This is a genomic window from Peribacillus loiseleuriae (genome assembly GCF_001183985.1).
Classification (GTDB): Bacteria; Bacillota; Bacilli; order Bacillales; family DSM-1321; genus Peribacillus; species Peribacillus loiseleuriae.
Genome location: NZ_LFZW01000001.1, coordinates 1251641 through 1270610, shown reverse-complemented (window position 1 = coordinate 1270610; position 18970 = coordinate 1251641). Strand labels below are relative to the sequence as shown.

The 18970-nt window shown below is 37.9% G+C and carries 17 protein-coding genes; 6 read left to right on the top strand and 11 right to left on the bottom strand.

Annotated features, from left to right (window positions below; genetic code table 11):
• Window positions 1–39: 39 nt before the first annotated feature.
• Window positions 40–192 carry a hypothetical protein gene (locus AC625_RS27210; RefSeq protein ID WP_180320065.1) on the top strand — a complete coding sequence of 51 codons (153 nt, stop codon included), beginning with the start codon at window positions 40–42 and terminating at the stop codon, window positions 190–192.
• Entirely contained in the window at window positions 192–371 is a 180-nt protein-coding gene (locus AC625_RS05700) for a DUF3813 domain-containing protein (RefSeq protein WP_049680400.1), read from the top strand. The genes AC625_RS27210 and AC625_RS05700 overlap by 1 nt, the downstream gene beginning before the upstream one ends.
• Window positions 372–544: 173 nt before the next feature.
• Here the strand turns inward: AC625_RS05700 and AC625_RS05695 are convergent, their stop codons facing one another.
• Window positions 545–1387: a YitT family protein gene (locus tag AC625_RS05695; protein WP_049680399.1), complete on the bottom strand. Its 843-nt coding sequence runs from the start codon at window positions 1385–1387 to the stop codon at window positions 545–547.
• Window positions 1388–1524: 137 nt separating this feature from the next.
• Between AC625_RS05695 and AC625_RS05690 the strand changes: the two genes are divergently transcribed.
• From AC625_RS05690 to AC625_RS05680, 3 genes are all read left to right on the top strand, one after another.
• Window positions 1525–2394, top strand: a complete 870-nt coding sequence (locus AC625_RS05690; RefSeq protein ID WP_049680398.1) for a DegV family protein — start codon at window positions 1525–1527, stop codon at window positions 2392–2394.
• A gap of 104 nt (window positions 2395–2498) precedes the next feature.
• Window positions 2499–2990 (top strand): YajQ family cyclic di-GMP-binding protein, encoded by a 492-nt coding sequence (locus tag AC625_RS05685; RefSeq protein ID WP_049680397.1) that lies wholly within the window; start codon window positions 2499–2501, stop codon window positions 2988–2990.
• Between the two features lie 371 nt (window positions 2991–3361).
• Window positions 3362–4225 (top strand): SDR family oxidoreductase, encoded by an 864-nt coding sequence (locus AC625_RS05680; protein ID WP_049680396.1) that lies wholly within the window; start codon window positions 3362–3364, stop codon window positions 4223–4225.
• A 114-nt stretch (window positions 4226–4339) separates the two neighbouring features.
• On the opposite strand, the gene AC625_RS05675 is transcribed toward AC625_RS05680, so the two are convergent.
• The 7 genes from AC625_RS05675 to asnB form a co-directional block, all read right to left on the bottom strand.
• Complete coding sequence (locus tag AC625_RS05675; protein WP_049680395.1) at window positions 4340–5374, bottom strand: LacI family DNA-binding transcriptional regulator; 1035 nt, start codon at window positions 5372–5374, stop codon at window positions 4340–4342.
• Between the two features lie 155 nt (window positions 5375–5529).
• Window positions 5530–7191 carry a glycoside hydrolase family 13 protein gene (locus tag AC625_RS05670; protein ID WP_049680394.1) on the bottom strand — a complete coding sequence of 554 codons (1662 nt, stop codon included), beginning with the start codon at window positions 7189–7191 and terminating at the stop codon, window positions 5530–5532.
• Window positions 7192–7465: 274 nt separating this feature from the next.
• Complete coding sequence (locus tag AC625_RS05665; RefSeq protein ID WP_049680393.1) at window positions 7466–9007, bottom strand: alpha-amylase family glycosyl hydrolase; 1542 nt, start codon at window positions 9005–9007, stop codon at window positions 7466–7468.
• 40 nt (window positions 9008–9047) lie between these two features.
• Window positions 9048–9890, bottom strand: a complete 843-nt coding sequence (locus tag AC625_RS05660; protein WP_049680392.1) for a sugar ABC transporter permease — start codon at window positions 9888–9890, stop codon at window positions 9048–9050.
• A 2-nt stretch (window positions 9891–9892) separates the two neighbouring features.
• On the bottom strand, window positions 9893–11179 hold the full coding sequence (locus tag AC625_RS05655) for a sugar ABC transporter permease (protein ID WP_049680391.1): 1287 nt from the start codon (window positions 11177–11179) through the stop codon (window positions 9893–9895).
• A gap of 254 nt (window positions 11180–11433) precedes the next feature.
• On the bottom strand, window positions 11434–12726 hold the full coding sequence (locus AC625_RS05650) for an extracellular solute-binding protein (protein ID WP_049680390.1): 1293 nt from the start codon (window positions 12724–12726) through the stop codon (window positions 11434–11436).
• Between the two features lie 568 nt (window positions 12727–13294).
• Window positions 13295–15145: an asparagine synthase (glutamine-hydrolyzing) gene (gene asnB, locus AC625_RS05645; protein WP_049683604.1), complete on the bottom strand. Its 1851-nt coding sequence runs from the start codon at window positions 15143–15145 to the stop codon at window positions 13295–13297.
• A 505-nt stretch (window positions 15146–15650) separates the two neighbouring features.
• Between asnB and AC625_RS05640 the strand changes: the two genes are divergently transcribed.
• Window positions 15651–16223, top strand: a complete 573-nt coding sequence (locus AC625_RS05640; RefSeq protein ID WP_049680389.1) for a DUF2777 family protein — start codon at window positions 15651–15653, stop codon at window positions 16221–16223.
• A 148-nt stretch (window positions 16224–16371) separates the two neighbouring features.
• On the opposite strand, the gene AC625_RS05635 is transcribed toward AC625_RS05640, so the two are convergent.
• From AC625_RS05635 to AC625_RS05625, 3 genes are all read right to left on the bottom strand, one after another.
• Complete coding sequence (locus AC625_RS05635) at window positions 16372–16722, bottom strand: YisL family protein (protein ID WP_049680388.1); 351 nt, start codon at window positions 16720–16722, stop codon at window positions 16372–16374.
• Between the two features lie 100 nt (window positions 16723–16822).
• Window positions 16823–17716, bottom strand: a complete 894-nt coding sequence (locus tag AC625_RS05630; RefSeq protein WP_049680387.1) for a fumarylacetoacetate hydrolase family protein — start codon at window positions 17714–17716, stop codon at window positions 16823–16825.
• Between the two features lie 24 nt (window positions 17717–17740).
• On the bottom strand, window positions 17741–18922 hold the full coding sequence (locus AC625_RS05625; protein WP_049680386.1) for a DUF418 domain-containing protein: 1182 nt from the start codon (window positions 18920–18922) through the stop codon (window positions 17741–17743).
• Between the last annotated feature and the right edge of the window lie 48 nt (window positions 18923–18970).

Genomic DNA, 18970 nt, shown 5'->3' with positions numbered 1-18970 from the left:
AACCTATCTCAGACGCTTTAGAATACGGAGGCGATAAGAATGGGTAAAAGTAGTAAATCCAAACGTTTTGTACAGCAAGGGAAGAATACAGTCTCGCAGCACGCTGAACGGATACCTTATCATTCTACGTACGCTGAAGCTGAAGAAAAAAGAACTCAACTTATGTCTGAACAAAGCTATGGTGGATTATAATGGCAAACAAACTATTTCAGCAAGCTAGAAAATTTGTCGAAGAAGCAGTGAGTGAAGATCATGACCAAGAGCAAACAATGGAGATCGCCAAAAATGCACTCTCTTCTGCCTACGCCAATTCGACTGAAGCAGAACAAGTACAGTTGAGAGAGCTCCAGAATAAGTTAGAGTCAAAATAAGCAAAGCGCAAGTGTCCATAAGCGCAGAAGAACTAGATGCCAAATCTAAGTCTGAGATTTTTTGCTTATATTAAACCCTAAAAGAGTCTGACACCACACTCTATATACAGTTCATCATGTTACACACACCTTAATTGAACTGCATAAAGGAGTTGTGGGGTCTGACTCTTTTTTTACTCCTTTCGAAACAAGCCTACTATTCCCGTTGTCTGAAGAATATTCGTAAACGCATGGGGATCCACTTCATTGATAATTTTTTCTAAATCATATTGCTCATACCGAGTAACCACGATTAATAGCATCTCTTTGTTTTCATTTGTATACCCCCCTTTTACCGGGACTGTGGTTATGCCGCGGACAAGTTTTGAGTGAATTGCACGCCTAAGCACATCTCCCTTCTTCGTTATAATCATCGCTGTAAGCTTTTCATGACGTGTATGAATGGCATCAATGACTCTTGTTGATGTATAGAGGGTGACTAATGTATAAAGCGCCTTTTCAGGTCCATAAATTGCTCCAGCAGTCACGATAATGACCCCATTTAGTAAAAACAAGTATGTACCTACCGGCTTATCCTTTACACGGGAAAGAAGCATTGCGATAATATCCATTCCTCCAGTCGATGCCCCATATTTCAGAGTTATTCCAACCCCAACAGCCGCTATAACTCCACCAAATACTGCATTTAATAAAATATCAGGCGACATTTTGTAAACGGGTATCACCTCCATAAATACAGTCATTAATACGACACTAAAAAAACTGTATACAGTAAATGATCGTCCGACTTTTTTCCAAGCAATAATGGTAATCGGAACGTTTAAGATAAATAAAATAATTCCTGTTGAAATCGTAAATGGTGCGTATGTTGCAAGTAATGTGGAGATTAATTGAGCAACTCCAGTAAACCCGCTTGAATAAATGTTGGCAGGAATAAGGAACAAATTCATGGCTACCGCATTAAAAAGCGCACCGATAATAACAATCATGATTTTCTTACCTTCTAAAAGATACATATTCTCCCTCCAATCTTAGCTATAGTATCCAACTACCCATTAGCAGTTATTCCATGCTCTATTGGATTGTTTTTTTTCTTTGCCATGCTACACTATTATTAGTCATATATATTCAAGTTTAGAAAGCAGGTGTTATCATGACAATTACCATCCTAGCTGACAGTGCAAGCGATTTGCCTCTGTCTTACTATAAAGAAAACAAGCTTCGTTTTATACCGTTACAAGTTTTGCTTGACGGACAAAATTATCAAGATCTACAAACGATCGAGCCCAATGAAGTCTATGAGGCCATGCGTAACGGACAATCTCCTAAAACTGCTCAAGCTTCTCCCGAAGATTTGTTTGAAATATTTACGGAGTTGGCTAAAGAGAAGAAGCAAGGGATATATATAGCTTTTTCATCTGAATTATCAGGTACATATCAAACAGCTGTAATGGCCCGAAATCAAGTAAAGGAAGAGTTTCCTAATTTTGATTTAGAAATAATCGATACAAAATGTGCCTCTCTTGGGTATGGACTTGTCGTTAAATCTGCGGTCAATGCTGCTAGCAATGGCGCTTCAAAGGATGAATTAGTAGAGATTATCACTTTCCAAGCCCAACATATGGAACATTTATTCACAGTCGACAATCTTGAGTACCTTGCACGCGGCGGGCGGATTTCAAAAGCCTCTGCGATAGTCGGTGGCCTTTTAAATATTAAGCCGCTTCTTCATGTTGAAGATGGTAAGCTGATTCCCCTTGAAAAAATCCGTGGCAAGAAAAAATTATTGAAACGGGTCATTGAAATTATGCATGAACGCGGCGCAAATTTAGACAATCAAACCATCGCAATCAGCCATGCCGATAATGAAGAGACAGCGCTCGAATGGAAGCAAGCTATTCATGACGAATTTGGGACAGATAGTTTTGTGATTAATTCGATAGGTGCAGTTATTGGCTCACATGCCGGACCAGGAACAGTTGCATTATTTTTCCTAAATAAGTTACCAGAAACATCGTCCTAATATGATTTTAGCTACGTAACTCACCTACTTAGCATGCACTTTTAGTTGTGTTACATCGTCACATTCACTATAATAGTAGAAATAATGTACTCTGGAGGTAGAAAATGGCTAAAGATAGTTCATTTGATATTGTTTCACAAGTTGATTTTTCAGAAGTAACAAATGCTGTAACAATGGCAATGAAAGAAATTCAAACCCGCTATGATTTTAAAGGAAGCACTAGCACGATTACACTCGACAAAGAAGACCTTGTTCTAGTTTCTGATGACGAATACAAGCTTGATCAACTAAAAGACGTATTGATCAGCAAATTGGTAAAACGTAATGTCCCCATCAAAAACCTGGATTACGGCAAAATCGAAGGGGCTTCAGGTGGTACCGTCCGCCAGCGTGCAAAGCTAATCCAAGGGATTGATAAAGAACAGGCCAAGAAAATTAATACCATTATTAAAAATAGTGGCCTTAAAGTTAAAAGCCAAATTCAAGATGATCAAATCCGCGTAACCGGAAAGAACCGCGACGATCTGCAAGGCATTATCTCTGCCATACGTGGCGCAGACTTGTCGATTGACGTGCAATTTATGAATTATCGCTAATGTGAAAAAGAAGCCTAGGAAGTCCGTATTTTAACTTCCTAAGCTTCTTTTTTCTTAGATAAGCGGTAGTTCTTAGAATGACTGTAATTAAAGAAAAAATGTGCGCTTTTAACAAAGCAGAATAATAAGAGTACGTCCCAAAAGGATAAGTTTTCACACCTATACACGGTTTATCGTATCATTTACACGTTACCTAAATGATATATCGTAGATGTCGATTCTGCCCCCCTTTTTTTGGCACTTTTCTCTTTATTTCCTCGTAAGCCTTCCCTACCTCACTTTTATGCTTGTCCCATATTTTCCCACGTTTTTATTTTTCAATTCGAAGGAATATGAATGATGTAGATCATTACGAAATAGGAGGGTTCTATATGGAAAACAAGGACAAGCAAACATTTCCACCACAGCATCAGAATCATCAACCTGGGGTTGAATCAGAAATGCATCCAAAACCAGATTCCGTCTGTTCAAAGTATCAAGGAAGCGGTAAATTACAAGGAAAAACAGCGATTATTACAGGTGGTGATAGTGGAATTGGTAAATCAGTCGCGATTTACTATGCAAAAGAAGGCGCAAATGTCGTGATTGTTTATCTAGATGAGCAAAGTGATGCAGAAACAACAAAGGAACTTGTCGAAAAAGAAGGTCAAAAATGTCTTCTACTTTCAGGGGATATAGGGGATGAATCTTTTTGTAAAGAAGTCGTAGATCAAACAATTGGAAAGTTTGGTGCTTTAGATATTCTCGTTAATAATGCTGGGGAGCAGCATGTCCAGGAAAACTTCCTTGATATTACATCTGAGCAGCTTGAGAAAACGTTCAAAACGAATATCTTCTCTATGTTCCATCTAACAAAAGCGGCATTGCCACATTTAAAGAAAGGTAGCAGCATTATTAATACAGCTTCCATCACAGCGTATGAAGGAAATCCCAAATTAATCGATTACTCTTCTACAAAAGGGGCGATTGTTTCCTTTACTCGAGCTCTTTCCAATTCCATTTCGAAAGATGGAATTCGTGTCAATAATGTGGCTCCAGGTCCGATTTGGACACCTTTAATTCCTGCATCATTCAATGAAAAAGATGTCGCCAAATTTGGAGCGGACACCCCAATGGGCAGAGCTGGTCAACCTAAAGAACTTGCAGGTGCCTACGTGTTTTTAGCAAGTGATGAGGCAAGCTATATTAGTGGGCAAACGATACATGTAAATGGCGGAACTGTCATAAATGGATGAATAAAAGGGATGTCTCAAACGTTCTGACGTCGTTTTAACATACAGTCCATTGTGTTTTTACACTAACCTTATCTTGTATGTAATTGTTACGATGTCTGACTTGAGACACCCCGTTTATTTTTTTAGGCTTTGTACATTCGTACAGGAAACCCGTTCAATCAGCTGATGAGGAACGATAATTCGCTTCACTGGTTCTTTAGGATTTAAAAGCATTTGTATCAAACTTTTCGCGGCCTGGTAGCCTAAGTCAAAAATATTAATATCAATTGACGTCAATTGCGGTCTAGCTAATTCTGAAAAAAAGACATTATTAAAACTAACTATGGACATATTCTCTGGTACGGCTACTTCTAGTTTCGTTAACGTGTTAACGACACCTATTGCCATCAACTCATCTGTTACAAGTAGTGCGGTTGGTGGGGTTTCCAGCAATAGTAATCCCTGTATCGCCTCTTGGCCACGTTCAAGCAAGAATTCATCATGTCTAACATATTCAGGAACAATTGGAATTCCTGCTCCTTTCAGAGCCTCTTGATATCCTTGCAGGCGCTCCATTGTCATAACTAGGTTTTTGTTTCCTCCGATAAAACTAATTTTATCGTGGCCTAGTCTTATTAAATATTCCGTTGCTTCCCTTGAAGCCCGGTAATTATCATTATCCACATGAGTAATTTCTTCTTCCCACTCGCATGGTCTGCCAATGACGACAAACGGAAATTGACGATCACGCAAATATTTTAAAATTTCATCATCTATTCGAGAATAAAGCAGTATAATGCCATCTACCCTCCCTCCTTGAACCATGTTGACAACATCCTGATAAATTTGTTCTTCCGTTTTTCCAGTACTCATTTGCAATGCATATTGCTTTTCATGAGCTCCTTCACTTAATCCGCGAAGGACCGTTGAAAAAAATGGATTTTGAAAAAATACATCGGATGAGCTCGGCAATACTAGACCAATAACTTGAGTAGATTGACTAGCAAGACTTCGTGCAATAAAATTTGGATGGTACCCTAACTCTACCATGGCTTCTCGGACGCGAACCTTTGTTTTCTCGCTTATTCGAGGATTATTTGCGATGACACGCGAAACAGTCGAGGGAGCAACACTCGCCAATTTTGCAACGTCTTTTATTGTAATTGCCATGATTCATCCACTCCTATATAAGCGCTTACATCCATATTGTTGTACTGAACCAAAAAAAATTATGTATCTATCATACACCTTGAATCTACATTATTTCTATTTTTTATCGAAAAAATAAGCGGAGCGATGCATACTAATCGGCTCCGCCGTTTCTTTTAATACAAGTATACTCTTGTTTCATAAGGACGAAGGATAATCTCTTTCGCAAGCCCTCCATCACCATCCGAATAATTCCCTAGCAGGAGTTGCGTTGCTTCCGCTTTAATTTCAGGTAAGCTGACTACTTGTTCTGTATTTTTGAAATTGCTAAGCACAACCGCCGATTGATTTTCTAGCGTTCTGGTATATGCGTATACAGCAGGGTGTTCCTTAAGAAGTAGCCTATACTCGCCATACACAAACACTTCATGCTTCTTTCTAAGCTGGATCATTTTTTTATAAAAATGATAAATCGAATCGGAATCTTTTTTCTGTTGTTCAACATTTATCGTTTCATAGTTCGGATTTACTTTCATCCAAGCAGTTCCATCCGTAAATCCAGCATTTTCACGATCACTCCATTGCATCGGCGTTCTTGAGTTATCTCTTCCACTGTTCCAGATTACTTCCATCACGTGATCATGTGGAGTGCCTTTAGCCACTTCAATATTATAAAAATTAATCATACCTACATCATCATAATCCTGAATCGATTCAAATTGGACATTTGTCATGCCAATTTCCTGCCCTTGGTAAATGAATGGAGTTCCTTGCATGAAGAAATAACAAGCTGCGAGCATTTTCGCACTTTCCTTCCAATATTCCTTATCATTTCCCCAACTTGACACGCTTCTGGGCTGATCATGATTTTCCCAGAACAAAGCATTCCAGCCCTTTTCATGTAAATTTGTTTGCCATTTTGAAAGAGTTTCCTTCAGCTTGACAACATCAACATCTTTTTCAATCCCTTTTCGCCAAAGACCAAGATGCTCAAATTGAAAAATCATATCGAACTTGCCATTTTGTTCACCGACCCAATCATCTGCCTGATGAATTCCGACCCCATTCGCTTCTCCAACAGTCATAATATCGTATTTCGCAAAGGTATCTTCTTTTAATTCTTTGAGATAATCTTGAATCCCTTCTTGGTTTGTATGCATCTCAAATGCAGGTACATAATTAAGGCCATATGGATTAAACATATCAGGGAAGCCTTCCCGTTTTTTAATATGACTAATCGCGTCAACGCGGAAACCATCAATCCCTTTATCAAGCCACCAGTTTACCATGTCATACAAAGCTGAACGAACCTCTTGATTTTCCCAATTTAAATCTGGCTGTTTTGTTGCGAAAAGATGCAAATAATATTCATCTGTTACAGGATCATATTCCCACGAACTTCCAGAGAAGATACTTTCCCAATTGTTTGGTGGCAAATCCCCTTTTCCTTCTTTCCAAATATACCAATCACGTTTAGGATTATCTTTCGAAGATCTTGATTCGATAAACCATGGATGCTCATCACTTGTATGATTAATAACTAAGTCCAGGATTAATTTCATCCCACGTGCATGCGTTTCTGCCAACAACTCGTCGAATTCCTCCATCGTACCGAATTGTCCAGATATATCTTGATAATCACTAATATCATAGCCATTATCCGCATTGGGGGATTTGAAAAACGGACAAATCCAAATTACATCGATTCCCAGATCTTTAAGATAATCGAGCTTAGAAATAATTCCCTTGATATCCCCAATACCATCACCATTGCTATCCATAAAACTTCTCGGATAAATCTGATAGCTAACTGCTTCCTTCCACCATTGCTTTTTCATTAAATCCCCTCCCGATTCTTATTGTATCGGCTTTTTAGTTGGAATTCTTATAAAAGGATGTTCAAATAGTCCGGTAAAAATAGCTGTCGAATTGCTGCGCCGCTCATGAATAACCTTCTGTTAAAATCGCGCAGGTCTAGAGACGATTGCTCCTCGAACTTCTCGGCTCTTTGTATCCTCCTTTTGAACACGCACTATAAGTACCACTTCCAATTTAGAGTGTACTAATGATTGGCCTGTAAATAGAATGCGAGAATGGGCAATTTGCTATTTGCTATTGAAAAGATCGATTACGCTTTGATCTTTTCAAAATGAAGACAATGAAAATAACAAATGCAAAAATGACAACTCCCGTCACAACCAAATACGGAATATTCAGGCCTGATTTATCTGATAACGTATATATCTCAGCCTTTTCACGATCAATAATAATCGAATATTTCCCATCATTATTACGTACCAAATCATACTCAACCAATCCTCTTAATTCTTTATCATTACCCAATTTATCAGCGTCTAGGTCAATCGTTTGTGATTTCGATGAATTGTTAATCACGACAACAATCGTATCATCTTCAAAAGTTCGTTTAAAAACTGCCGAACTATCATTAGCATGAAGCAATTCAAGTTCACCCTTCATTAGTGCCGGATGCTTTTGCCTTATTTCGCTTATTTTCGTAATATAGTCCATTAAAACAGGGTCAGCCTTAAATCCCATAAGTCGTCTGTTATCCGGATCATTTCCACCATTCATCGCAATTTCTGAACCATAATAAATGATTGGGATGCCTGGTGTTGTATACATATACGTTAGAGCAAGCTTCCAACGAGTTTCCGGATTTTCCTTATTTGCAGCAATTTCATGAGTAAACCTTGTCATATCATGGTTATCAATAAACTGCCCAAGCAATTCAGGATGGGTGAACATTTTTTCATTTCGGTCCAGTGCAGAGAATAGAAAATTCAATGATTGATCAGGTTTAGAAAAAGCATCACGCATACTTGAATTTTGCGGAAAGTCCATGAAGCCATCTATGCCTGTATCTTGATAATCGGCAATAATATTGGGGTCTTCCACCCAAACCTCACCAATTAAATAAAAATCTTTCTTCTCTTCTTTAACCGCTTTAGAAAAATCACGCCAAAAATCTTTAGCAACATGTTTTACTGTATCTAGCCGATATCCATCAATATCTGTTTCTTGAATCCACCATTTAGCAGCATCTAATAAATACTTCCGTGTTTCTCGGTTATCTTGGTTTAAATCAGGTAAGTCATACACCCAGCCTGTTTCTACTTCACTCTGATCATTCCAATTTGTGATTCCTTTCTTTTCATGGAACCAATCCTGTTTTTCTGGATCGTTTACCCATGGATGGTTCGGTCCTACATGATTGACAACAAAATCAAGGATAATTTTCATATCACGCTTATGTGCCTCTGCTACAAGCTGCTTGAATTCATCCATTGTCCCGAAATGCTCATCCGTATTATAGAAATCATTGACCCAATACCCATGGTAGCCACCATCCTCATTATCAAAAACAGGTGTCAGCATAATTGCTGTAAATCCCATATCTTTAATATAGTCAAGTTTATCTGTTATACCGGCAAAATCACCACCTTGATAAGCAAGTGGATCTTTCACATCCACATCTTTGTCATTTTTTGTATCCCCATTATTAAAACGGTCAATCATTAATGAATAAATGATTTCATCCTGCCATTTTCGTTCTTCCTTGTAAACAGCACCTGCGGGTAGGGCGTAAATAAGTAAGAACGAAAACAAAATGAGTGAAAATGCTCTTTTTCTCATATCTGTTTCCCCCTTATGTAACTTCTTCACGCCTTTAAGATTAGCCTTTCGTGCCCCCTGCCGTCAAACCTGAAACGAAGTATTTTTGGAAACAAAGGAATAAAATTGCAATCGGAATTGCGATTAAAACAGAACCTGCTGCAAAGGTGGTAAAGTCTTTGCCGAATTGTTTCGCTACCATTTCATATAGCCCTACCCCCATTGTAAATTTCTCATTACTTCGTAGTATAATTCTCGCTAAAATAAAATCACCGAATGGAGCAATAAATGCGAACAAAGCAACAACAGCAATGATTGGTTTAGCAAGAGGCATAATGATTTGCACGAATATTCTTATATGACTTGCACCATCCACTTTTGCTGACTCATCAAGTTCTTTAGGAATTGTATCTAAATAGCCTTTCATTAACCACGTATTCATTGGAATTTGGCCACCGACATAAATCAAGATTAAACCTAAATGCGTATCGATTAAGCCTGTGCGATTCGCTAATACGAAAATCGCAATTAATGCGGCAAAATTAGGAATCATTTGCAAAATCAGAAACGTAAGCAGCCCATTTTTCCGTCCAAGGAAACGGTATCTAGAAAATGAATACGCTGTAAATGATACAAGAATGATTGTCGAGATCATCGTGATTATACTGATTTTAAGAGAGTTAACGTACCAGCTAATATAATTAGATTTTTCCTGATCGAATAAATACGCATAGTGTGCAGTCGTTGGATCTTTCGGAAACATCGTTGCGCCTGATAAACTTTGACCTGGATTAAAGGAAGAACCGATCACCCACAGCAATGGATAAATGACGACTGCACACATCAGAAGGATGATCAGGTATGAAACAGTTAAGCGAATGATTTTGTTTTTTTTCATACTCATGATTAGTTCATATCCTCCTCTTTAAACGATTTAGACCGTTTAAATTGCCACAGTGCAACTGTCACAACAACTATTGAAAGAAGCATTGTAATGGCAGCTGCTTTCCCATATTGCGCAGAAGTCATGGTCAGACTATAAATCCAGGAAATCAAAATATCTGAACCGCCGGCGTTTTGGCCTGGAATCGCTGGACCACCACCGTTAAATAAGAAAATTACATTAAAATTATTAAAGTTAAAGGTATATTGGGTGATTATGATCGGTGCTGTCGCAAATAAAATCATCGGCAAGGTAATTTTCGTGAATTTTTGCCAAATGGTCGCTCCGTCCACATTTGCTGCTTCATATAACTCATCAGGAATCGATTGAAGCACCCCTGTCGTCATGGCGAAGATAAAAGGAAAGCCTAACCATGTCTGAATGAAGATCAACGCAAATCTAGTCCAGTTTTCTTCTGTCATCCAAGGAACTGGATCAATTCCGAATGCATGAAGGATGCCTGTATTAATAACACCGAATGATTCATTAAACATTCCTGAGAAAATTAGAATTGAAACAAAAGCCGGTACTGCCCAAGGTAAAATAAATACCGTGCGGATTATCGCTTTGCCTTTTAAATCCTTTTGATTCACAATTATCGCTAGAAAAATACCAAGTGCTACCTGGAATGTTGTTGCCACAAATGTCCATACAATCGTCCAGCCAAGAACGCCGATAAATGTCTTGCGCCATAAATCCAGCGTAAAGATATCAATGTAGTTTTGTATTCCTACCCAGTCTACTAACTTTGCCGGCGGTGAATGATATAAATCGTAGTTCGTAAATGATAATAAAATAACGAAAAGTAATGGGAAAATAACGACAAAGATTAATAGCAGAAAACCTGGTGAAATCATTAAATAGGGAAAGCCACTATCTAGTAAATTATGATATTGCTCCTTCACTGAAGAAATCATAAATCCAAGATCACGCTTTTTTCCTGTGTTATACGCATCGTACATATTGAATACATAGATACCTAGACCAATCGCCGTAATGATTAAGGCGATAATTCCATCAATTAGCAAAAAAATCGAATGATCGAGTCCAGCAATCGTTCCTAGTGTGAGCAAGCCCCAAAAGCCCCAGTTCAAAGTATCTAAGAAGCTGAAAAAAAAAGAAATTGTTAGAATAAGGAAGGTGAATCCTTTTACATATTGTTTATTATAAAACTGCCCAAATCCAGGTATAATAGATAAAAGTGTAGCATTTCTGCCATGCTTAGTTGCAGGTTTTATAACATCCACCATAATCAACCTCCCTTTCAAAGGAGAGCATAATTTTATCCCTGTTTACCTAACCATTAATGGGAATTACAAAAGTCTTCACTGATGGAAGTTCACTTTGTATTGACGAATGCGCAAACGCTTGCCTCATAAGGGCTTAAAAAACGGCAAAACGCCGTCAGTGATTCTATTGCTAATATTAACCAACCAAACTTTCATCTATAAGGGGTCTGACCCGAAACGCTGCTTAATTATTTGGCTACTGTTTTTTTATTATATTATTTTGAAGGATGATTTGCTGATATGTTTGTTTCGATTGATTTGACTGCATCATCCATCGCTACTTTTGGTTCAGCTTTTCCAGTTGCAATCGTTTGTAATGCTGAAGCTACAGGTTTCCAAACTTCTGCCATTTCTGGAATATTAGGCATCGGAACTGCGTATTGAGATTGAACGGCTACAGCTTTAGCACCTTCATTTTCTGTAATAATCGGATCTTCAATCAATGTTTTCACCGGTGGAATTTCTTGTGTTAATTCGAACCGAATTTTTGCATTTTCTTCATTTGTCAACCACTCGATTAATTTTGTTGACCAGTATGGATTTTTTGTAAACGCTGTTATATTCCATCCTTTAACACCCATGAACGTTTTCATATGCTCTCCATTTGGGAGTGTAGGCATCTCAGAGACACCTATATCAATTCCAGCATCTTTCATTCCTTGGAATGCCCACGGGCCATCCATAACAGAGGCAACTTTACCTTGGTTGAATAAACCGTCTTTCGTTGAACTACCGTTATCTCCGATGATCCCTTTAGGAAATAATCCTTCTTTGTACCATTTTTGAATGTATTCTGCACCTTTAACCGCGCCTTCGTTATTCAAACCAAGATCTTTGGGATCAAGGCCTTTGTCCGTTCCGTTAAATACATATCCGCCCATACCTGCGATTACACCATGTGCAAAGTAGAAGTTATCCCATAGTGCCAAGAATCCGTATTGGTCACCTTTTGTTAACTCTTTTGCTTGAGTATATAATTCATCCATCGTTTTTGGAGCTTTACTCATTAATGCTTTGTTATAGATGAATACAGGTGTTTCAGTCGCTTTTGGCAGACCGAATAATTTCCCATCATACATTTGAGCGTTTACAGATGAATCAGTAAATGTATGAAGAACATCATCTGATACATTGATTTCTTGAATCAAACCTTCTATTACCACTTGACCGATTTGGTCATGAGGCAATGTCACTACGTCAGGTGCCTTTCCAGCTGGTCCGTCTAGTCGCAATTGATCGCGCATTTTATCAGCCATATTTAACTCTTGAAATTCAACTTTAATGCCGTATTCTTTCTCAAATGATTCAATTGCTGGCTTTAGGGCTACCGCTTTATCAATGTCTTCCCATACAATTAGTTTTTCTGGTTTTGCTTCCTCAGCCGTTTTATCTTTATTTTTAGTTTCATCTGTGGATTTTGTTCCTATTTCTCGTTCAGGTGCTCCACATGCAGCAAGTATTCCGATTAACAACATAAGCATCATAAAAATAGACAATGGCTTCTTCATGAATTAACCCCCATGTATGTATTTGATGTATAAGGTGGCAATTGTTAATGGAAACTATGTATGTAAACGCTAACAAATTATCCTAAAAATAAAAATCTTGCATCTTTTTCTTTGAAAACTTCTTCAAAAATAAAGAATTCTAAGATTCGGAAATAACTGATGAAACCGATTGCGCAACTTTATTATCCTAATTATACAATTTTTTTTGATTTTGACAAGCAAATTTTTCGAATTTTTTTCCATTTTTAATTCCTCCGATTTAGAAAAATAGATTAAAAATGGGCTAACACTGGATTACTACATGATTTCCTCAAAAAAATAATCATCACCAAGAAGACAATATATCTTCTTAATAATGATACTCCTGCCATATAAACTTTAAATACGTTGTGATTACCTATCTATTAACAAGTATAGTCAAAAGCTTTTTTTTACAAAAAACTGTATTTTTTTGATCTATGACCTTTCAGATTTTTTACCTTAATTTGAAAAGAATTGCTCTAAGACAAGCCCCCTCTTTACAGAAATTTTCTCTGCTAAGTGGGAGAATACAAATTTGACTGGTCATTCATGATTCAATGACTTGAATTCCATAAGTCTTAAACCATACATCGATTTGAGCAAGATGTGCTAAAAGCTGTGGGCCTGACATGAGCTGACCAAACCATGGTTCTTTAAACGCCTCTCCTTTTGATTCGACCAAATCATTTAGCTTTTGCTGATCGAAGAACTCATGAAGAACTGAATTTCTATCCTCTAGTATTTGCTTTAGCCAGTTGTTGACTCCATCCGTATACACTGGATTATGTGTTTTCGGATATGGACTTTTTTTGCGATATAAGATTTCTTCCGGCAAGAGACCTTCTAACGCTTTGCGCAAAATTCCTTTTTCCCGATTTCCTGTCATTTTCATTTCCCAAGGGATATTCCATGCATATTCCACTAGACGATGATCGGCAAACGGCACCCTTACTTCAAGACTTGCTCCCATGCTCATTCTGTCTTTCCGATCAAGCAGCGTGGTCATGAACCATAGTATATTCAAATAAAATAGCTCTCTCCTTTTTGCTTCTTCTCCTATTTCTCCATCGAGCTTTGGCATTTCTGCTATCGTCTCCAAGTATTTCGCTTCAGCATATTCTTTCAGTCTTAATTTGCTCCGCCAATTTTCTTTTAGCAAAGACACTCGTTCAGCTGTGGAACGCATCCATGGAAACCCTGAACGATTTAAATCTTCACTGCGATGAAACCACGGATACCCACCGAATATTTCGTCCGCACATTCGCCTGATAGCCCGACCGTAAAGTCTGGTTTGATTTCCTTACAAAACCACAATAAGGAAGAATCCACATCTGCCATTCCTGGAAAGTCTCTTACTCTGACGGCCTCGGTTAAGTAATCAATCAAAGTCTCCTGCTTGATAACTGAATAATGATGCACTGTGTCGAATTGATCCGACATCAGCTTAATCCATTGAGCATCAGAATTTGGTTGGTATTCATTTGATTGAAAAAACTTGTCATTGTCTTCATAGTCAATCGAATAGGTATGCAGCCTCCCTTTTCCTTCTTTTTTATAGGCATTGGCTGCGATTGCTGTTATTGCACTGGAATCAACACCTCCTGATAGGAACGTACATAATGGTACATCTGAAACGAGCTGGCGAGTCACAGCATCACAAACTAAAAACCTTACCTTCTCTGATGTTTCTTCAAGCGAATCTTGATGTTCCATACTCTTCACATTCCAATAACGCCATACTCTAAGACCTTGCTGTGATAAAGTTAATGCATGTGCAGGCCGCAGTTCCTTTATGCCACGAAATATCCCTGATCCAGGCGTTCGCGATGGACCAAGCCCGAATATTTCGGCCAATCCTTCTCTTGTTACTTCTGCCTTCACTTCAGGATGTGCGAGAATGGCTTTAATTTCTGAGGCGAACAAAAAACCGCCATTTGTTTCTGAGTAAAAAAGTGGCTTCACACCCAAGCGATCTCTGGCAATAAATAGTTTCTGCTCGTTTACATCCCAGATTGCAAAGGCAAAAATGCCATTAAAAAAATCCACGCATTTTTCTTTCCATTCTATATAAGAAGTTAGTAAAACTTCTGTATCAGAATGACCTTTGAAGGAATATCCTTTTAATAGTAGTTCTTTGCGAAGTTCTTCGGTATTATAAAGTTCACCGTTGTAGCAAAGGATATAAGAATTTCCGTCTTTCTCTTTCGCCATTGGCTGTTTACCGCCTTCTGAATCGACGACAGTCAATCGGCGATGACCAAACAACATATGGGTATCATGCCAAATGTTGTGTTCATCTGGACCCCTTTTCACCAGTGTATTCGTCATCTGTTCTATAACCGTTCTTTCCTTGCGCAGATCTCGTTTAAAGTGAATCCAACCTGTAATACCGCACATAACCTTCATCCTTTCAATCAGCATCACAGAATTCACTATTCTTATAGCCGCATAAGTATTAATGCCAACTAACATTCTGATTTAACTGCTGACTCCTTATTCAAGCCCTACTTTGACACATTCCTAAATGAGCCATGCAGCGAGAGTATAACATAGCCTATGCTTAAGGCGATGGATGGTTATTTGTCCAAAAAAGTAAAATTTCCATAATTGAAGATTAGCCCACAGGATGCGATTTATAAAGACCGAAGTATGAGGATATAATGATTAAAATCTGCGTTCTACACTTTTCCAGCTAAGTTTCTCTATTCTTCAGTACTTTTTAAGATGAGGGTTATGAAAGATAATTGATTTGAATCCAAATATCTTTTCAATTTCTTGTTCATTTTATGTATTAATGTTTCTTCAGTTTACAATTGGGGAATAAATCTACGCTTAAATGGTTATAAAATAGAGACATTTTGTCTAAAAAGAAGGGGAGGTAATCCATTTTTGGAGGTAAATTATGAATGATCAGCAACGAATGAATCTTATTAATCATCAAAATCGCGCTTTTTTAGAAGGAACGGTTGAGAATATCAATCAGCAATGGATTTTCTTTGATGACGAGACAGATGAAGCTACTTCTTTAGAAGAATATTCACAACTGGAAATAGATATCTATCGGAGAAAAAATTGGTACAGAGGCATCATTGAAGAAAATGGTGTTGTGAAAATCCACAAAGACATAATCCATTTATACGACGGAGAAACAGTAAAAATTCGCAAACCATTGTTGAGATCTTTTGAAAGATTACTGAAAAAAATAGAGACTGAGTCATTCGTCCAGTTTATCACAAGTTTAAATTCACTAGATTTCTCGATTCACGATTGCATCTACTGTTATAATCAGCTTGACTTCTCGGAAGGAGCATCACCAAAAACAGGAGTGAATTTCCTGGTTTTTGACAACGAACTTTCCGTATGTTCTGTACAGCACCATTTCTTTTACACATCAACAAATCATGACCGTTTTGAATTCACAATCAATACAGGAAAACGGATTATTATTGAAAAAATCAATTCCAAACATTCCTGAGATTAGCACAAAGGACGCCCCATAAATAAGGGTCAGACCCACAACTCCTACGTACAGTTTATGTGAAGTGTAAATACTATAAACTGTATGTTGGTAGCTGGGTGAGACCATTTGGGACATCCTCTTAAATGTATTTCATCTTGGTTTGTTACACACCTTTTGGTAAGATAGAGAATCCATAATATCCAATAATCAACAAGGAAATAACAAATACCACCCATATTACTCCTGTACTTTTCCCTTTACCTGTTCGAACTAATATCATTTCCATTGCGGCAATTACAATCAACCCGAGAACCATTTTCATCCAATAATAACTAAACGCAGCTCCCATTAAAGCTCCACCAGTTAGAATAATAAGGATGTAAAATACCCGATTAACCATATGTACGATTTTGAATCCTTTAGTTTTTCCACTATTATGCAAAGCTAGTGCTACAAATAGTAGAATAATTGCGATTACCCAAGTGGTAATATGTGCATGCGTATATTGTGTCATAATACATTGCCCCTCCCTCTTAAAAGTTTCCATTTCATCATATCATAGTCAAATATCTAATAACAAAACTATCCCCTCGGCTACAAGAAATAATGAACATTTAGTGAACAGTATTCGTAAGCGTTCCAATTCCCTTGACTTTTATCGCTATTTCGTCCCCTTTTTGCAAAAATTGGGGCGGATTAAAGCCTTTACCGACTCCAGCCGGTGTGCCTGTGGCAATGATGTCACCTGGTTCAAGTGTCATTCCTTTCGAAAGTATCGCAATGATTTCTTCAACTGGAAAAATAAATTGTTCGGTGTTGGATTGCTGTCTGATTTCACCGTTGACTCGGGTTTCAATGTCCATCTGATTAGGATTTTTGATTGCTGATTTCGAGACAATAACCGGACCCATCGGGCAGGAACCATCCAAGCTTTTTCCAAGTAAATATTGCTTATGATTTGTTTGCAAGTCTCTTGCAGTAATATCATTGACAATCGTATATCCGAACACATAATCCATTGCTTCTTCTCGTTTGATTCCTTTACCTTTTTTGCCAATGACAACAGCGAGCTCTCCCTCATAATCGAGTTCGTCTGTTACGTCTTCATGAAGAGGAATGAAGCCTTCATGAGCGATTACAGCGGTTGGCGCTTTTGAAAATAGAATCATATGCTCTGGAATGTCAGCTTTACTTCCCATTTCAATTGCATGTTCGGCATAATTCTTCCCTACACAAAAGATATTTTTCGTTGGCCGCGGAATTGGAGCTTCCCAAACAAATTCATCCGTATAATATTCTGATTTGTTCATTTGAGTGGATGCCCATTGTTCAATTTCCTTTGCCTTTTGTAAAAAAACCTCCCCCTTTGCAATACATTCAAGTAGTGTTATGGGAATCGTTTCACCCATTTGTATTGCTACAGCTTGCAACAACAAAACACGAGAATGATCCTTTCCAACAAGTACAACCTGACTTTGCCCTTTCACTTTTACCGTTCCGAATTTCATCATTAACATCCCCTTTGCTTATGATTATTTTTTCAGCTTTGGACGGGTGCCATAGGTAGCAAACCGCCAAACATATTCAACAGGACCCATTCGATAATACCTCAACCAGATATTACTGAATAAAAGCTGGATAAAGTAAATAACAACAACTAGCATAACTCCTGCTGTAAAGGAAATTTTATCATATAACCCAAAGCCATACGAATAGAATAGCAACGTCCCAATGATGGACTGTAGCAAATAATTACTCATGGATAACCGACCGACATTGGCTAGTGGGGATAAAATTTTTGCAATAAATTTGTTTTGCAAGAGTAATACAATCGCGGTCAGATAAAAAATCGATAGCACAGGACCACCTATCATGTCTTGAAGGGACACTGTGAAATAATTGTAGTCTGCTATATATGGACTTGCTTTAAGTAAACCGCCGATGATGAAACTTACAACAGCCATTATCGTCAGTTTTCGCTGATTGTGCGTCGGTTCCTCCAACCACTTTAGCTTTGCAAACCCTGCACCAATCAAAAACAACGGAAAGATGGAGAAAAAGAGGATGATACCATTTCCTAAATGATTCACCATATACCACTCTTCAAAACGTTGCTGAAAAATATCCATAAAGGTACCAGATTGATAGGCTTCAATAGAAGCCTTAACCATTTCAAAATTAGTTACGATTGCAGCCTCATCAGGTATCGTTAGGTAAAGCAACATCATCAATAAACTAAACAATAATGCTGGAATGGCAAAGAGAAGTGAGCCTAGCCATAGGAGAGTTTGGCCGCTCATCTTATAAAATAACAGAAAGATAAAACCAAACAACGCATAATTGATTAAAATGTCTCCATGCCAAATGAGAAAGGCATGGACACACCCAATGACCAAAAGAACGACCAATCTTCTAGCAAATACAAGTGGAAATGATTGATTTCTGCTCTGAACCCGCTCCGCAAGAATAACAGCGCCAAAGCCGAACAAAAACGCAAACATTGGATAAAAGCTTGCCTGAGCAAATAAATCAACCAATATGTAGATTATACGATCAGGGTTATCCCTCCACCACTCAAGTGGATTAATATGTAAAAACGGTGAATGAAAATCAGGCATATTTACGAGAAAGATTCCAAGTATAGCTAATCCTCGCAAACTATCGATACTTTGAATCCTTTGACCTTCATTAATAATTTGTCTATTTTGTTTCATTCCTTACTCTTCAGCTCCCCATCGATACGCTTTTTCTTATATTTTATA

Bases quoted from the DNA above. Each gene is read 5' to 3' on its own strand.
- AC625_RS27210 (WP_180320065.1), top strand. From the start codon at position 40: ATGGGTAAAAGTAGTAAATCCAAACGTTTTGTACAGCAAGGGAAGAAT.
- AC625_RS05700 (WP_049680400.1), top strand. From the start codon at position 192: ATGGCAAACAAACTATTTCAGCAAGCTAGAAAATTTGTCGAAGAAGCA.
- AC625_RS05695 (WP_049680399.1), bottom strand. From the start codon at position 1,387: ATGTATCTTTTAGAAGGTAAGAAAATCATGATTGTTATTATCGGTGCG.
- AC625_RS05690 (WP_049680398.1), top strand. From the start codon at position 1,525: ATGACAATTACCATCCTAGCTGACAGTGCAAGCGATTTGCCTCTGTCT.
- AC625_RS05685 (WP_049680397.1), top strand. From the start codon at position 2,499: ATGGCTAAAGATAGTTCATTTGATATTGTTTCACAAGTTGATTTTTCA.
- AC625_RS05680 (WP_049680396.1), top strand. From the start codon at position 3,362: ATGGAAAACAAGGACAAGCAAACATTTCCACCACAGCATCAGAATCAT.
- AC625_RS05675 (WP_049680395.1), bottom strand. From the start codon at position 5,374: ATGGCAATTACAATAAAAGACGTTGCAAAATTGGCGAGTGTTGCTCCC.
- AC625_RS05670 (WP_049680394.1), bottom strand. From the start codon at position 7,191: ATGAAAAAGCAATGGTGGAAGGAAGCAGTTAGCTATCAGATTTATCCG.
- AC625_RS05665 (WP_049680393.1), bottom strand. From the start codon at position 9,007: ATGAGAAAAAGAGCATTTTCACTCATTTTGTTTTCGTTCTTACTTATT.
- AC625_RS05660 (WP_049680392.1), bottom strand. From the start codon at position 9,890: ATGAGTATGAAAAAAAACAAAATCATTCGCTTAACTGTTTCATACCTG.
- AC625_RS05655 (WP_049680391.1), bottom strand. From the start codon at position 11,179: ATGGTGGATGTTATAAAACCTGCAACTAAGCATGGCAGAAATGCTACA.
- AC625_RS05650 (WP_049680390.1), bottom strand. From the start codon at position 12,726: ATGAAGAAGCCATTGTCTATTTTTATGATGCTTATGTTGTTAATCGGA.
- asnB (WP_049683604.1), bottom strand. From the start codon at position 15,145: ATGTGCGGTATTACAGGTTGGATTCACTTTAAACGAGATCTGCGCAAG.
- AC625_RS05640 (WP_049680389.1), top strand. From the start codon at position 15,651: ATGAATGATCAGCAACGAATGAATCTTATTAATCATCAAAATCGCGCT.
- AC625_RS05635 (WP_049680388.1), bottom strand. From the start codon at position 16,722: ATGACACAATATACGCATGCACATATTACCACTTGGGTAATCGCAATT.
- AC625_RS05630 (WP_049680387.1), bottom strand. From the start codon at position 17,716: ATGAAATTCGGAACGGTAAAAGTGAAAGGGCAAAGTCAGGTTGTACTT.
- AC625_RS05625 (WP_049680386.1), bottom strand. From the start codon at position 18,922: ATGAAACAAAATAGACAAATTATTAATGAAGGTCAAAGGATTCAAAGT.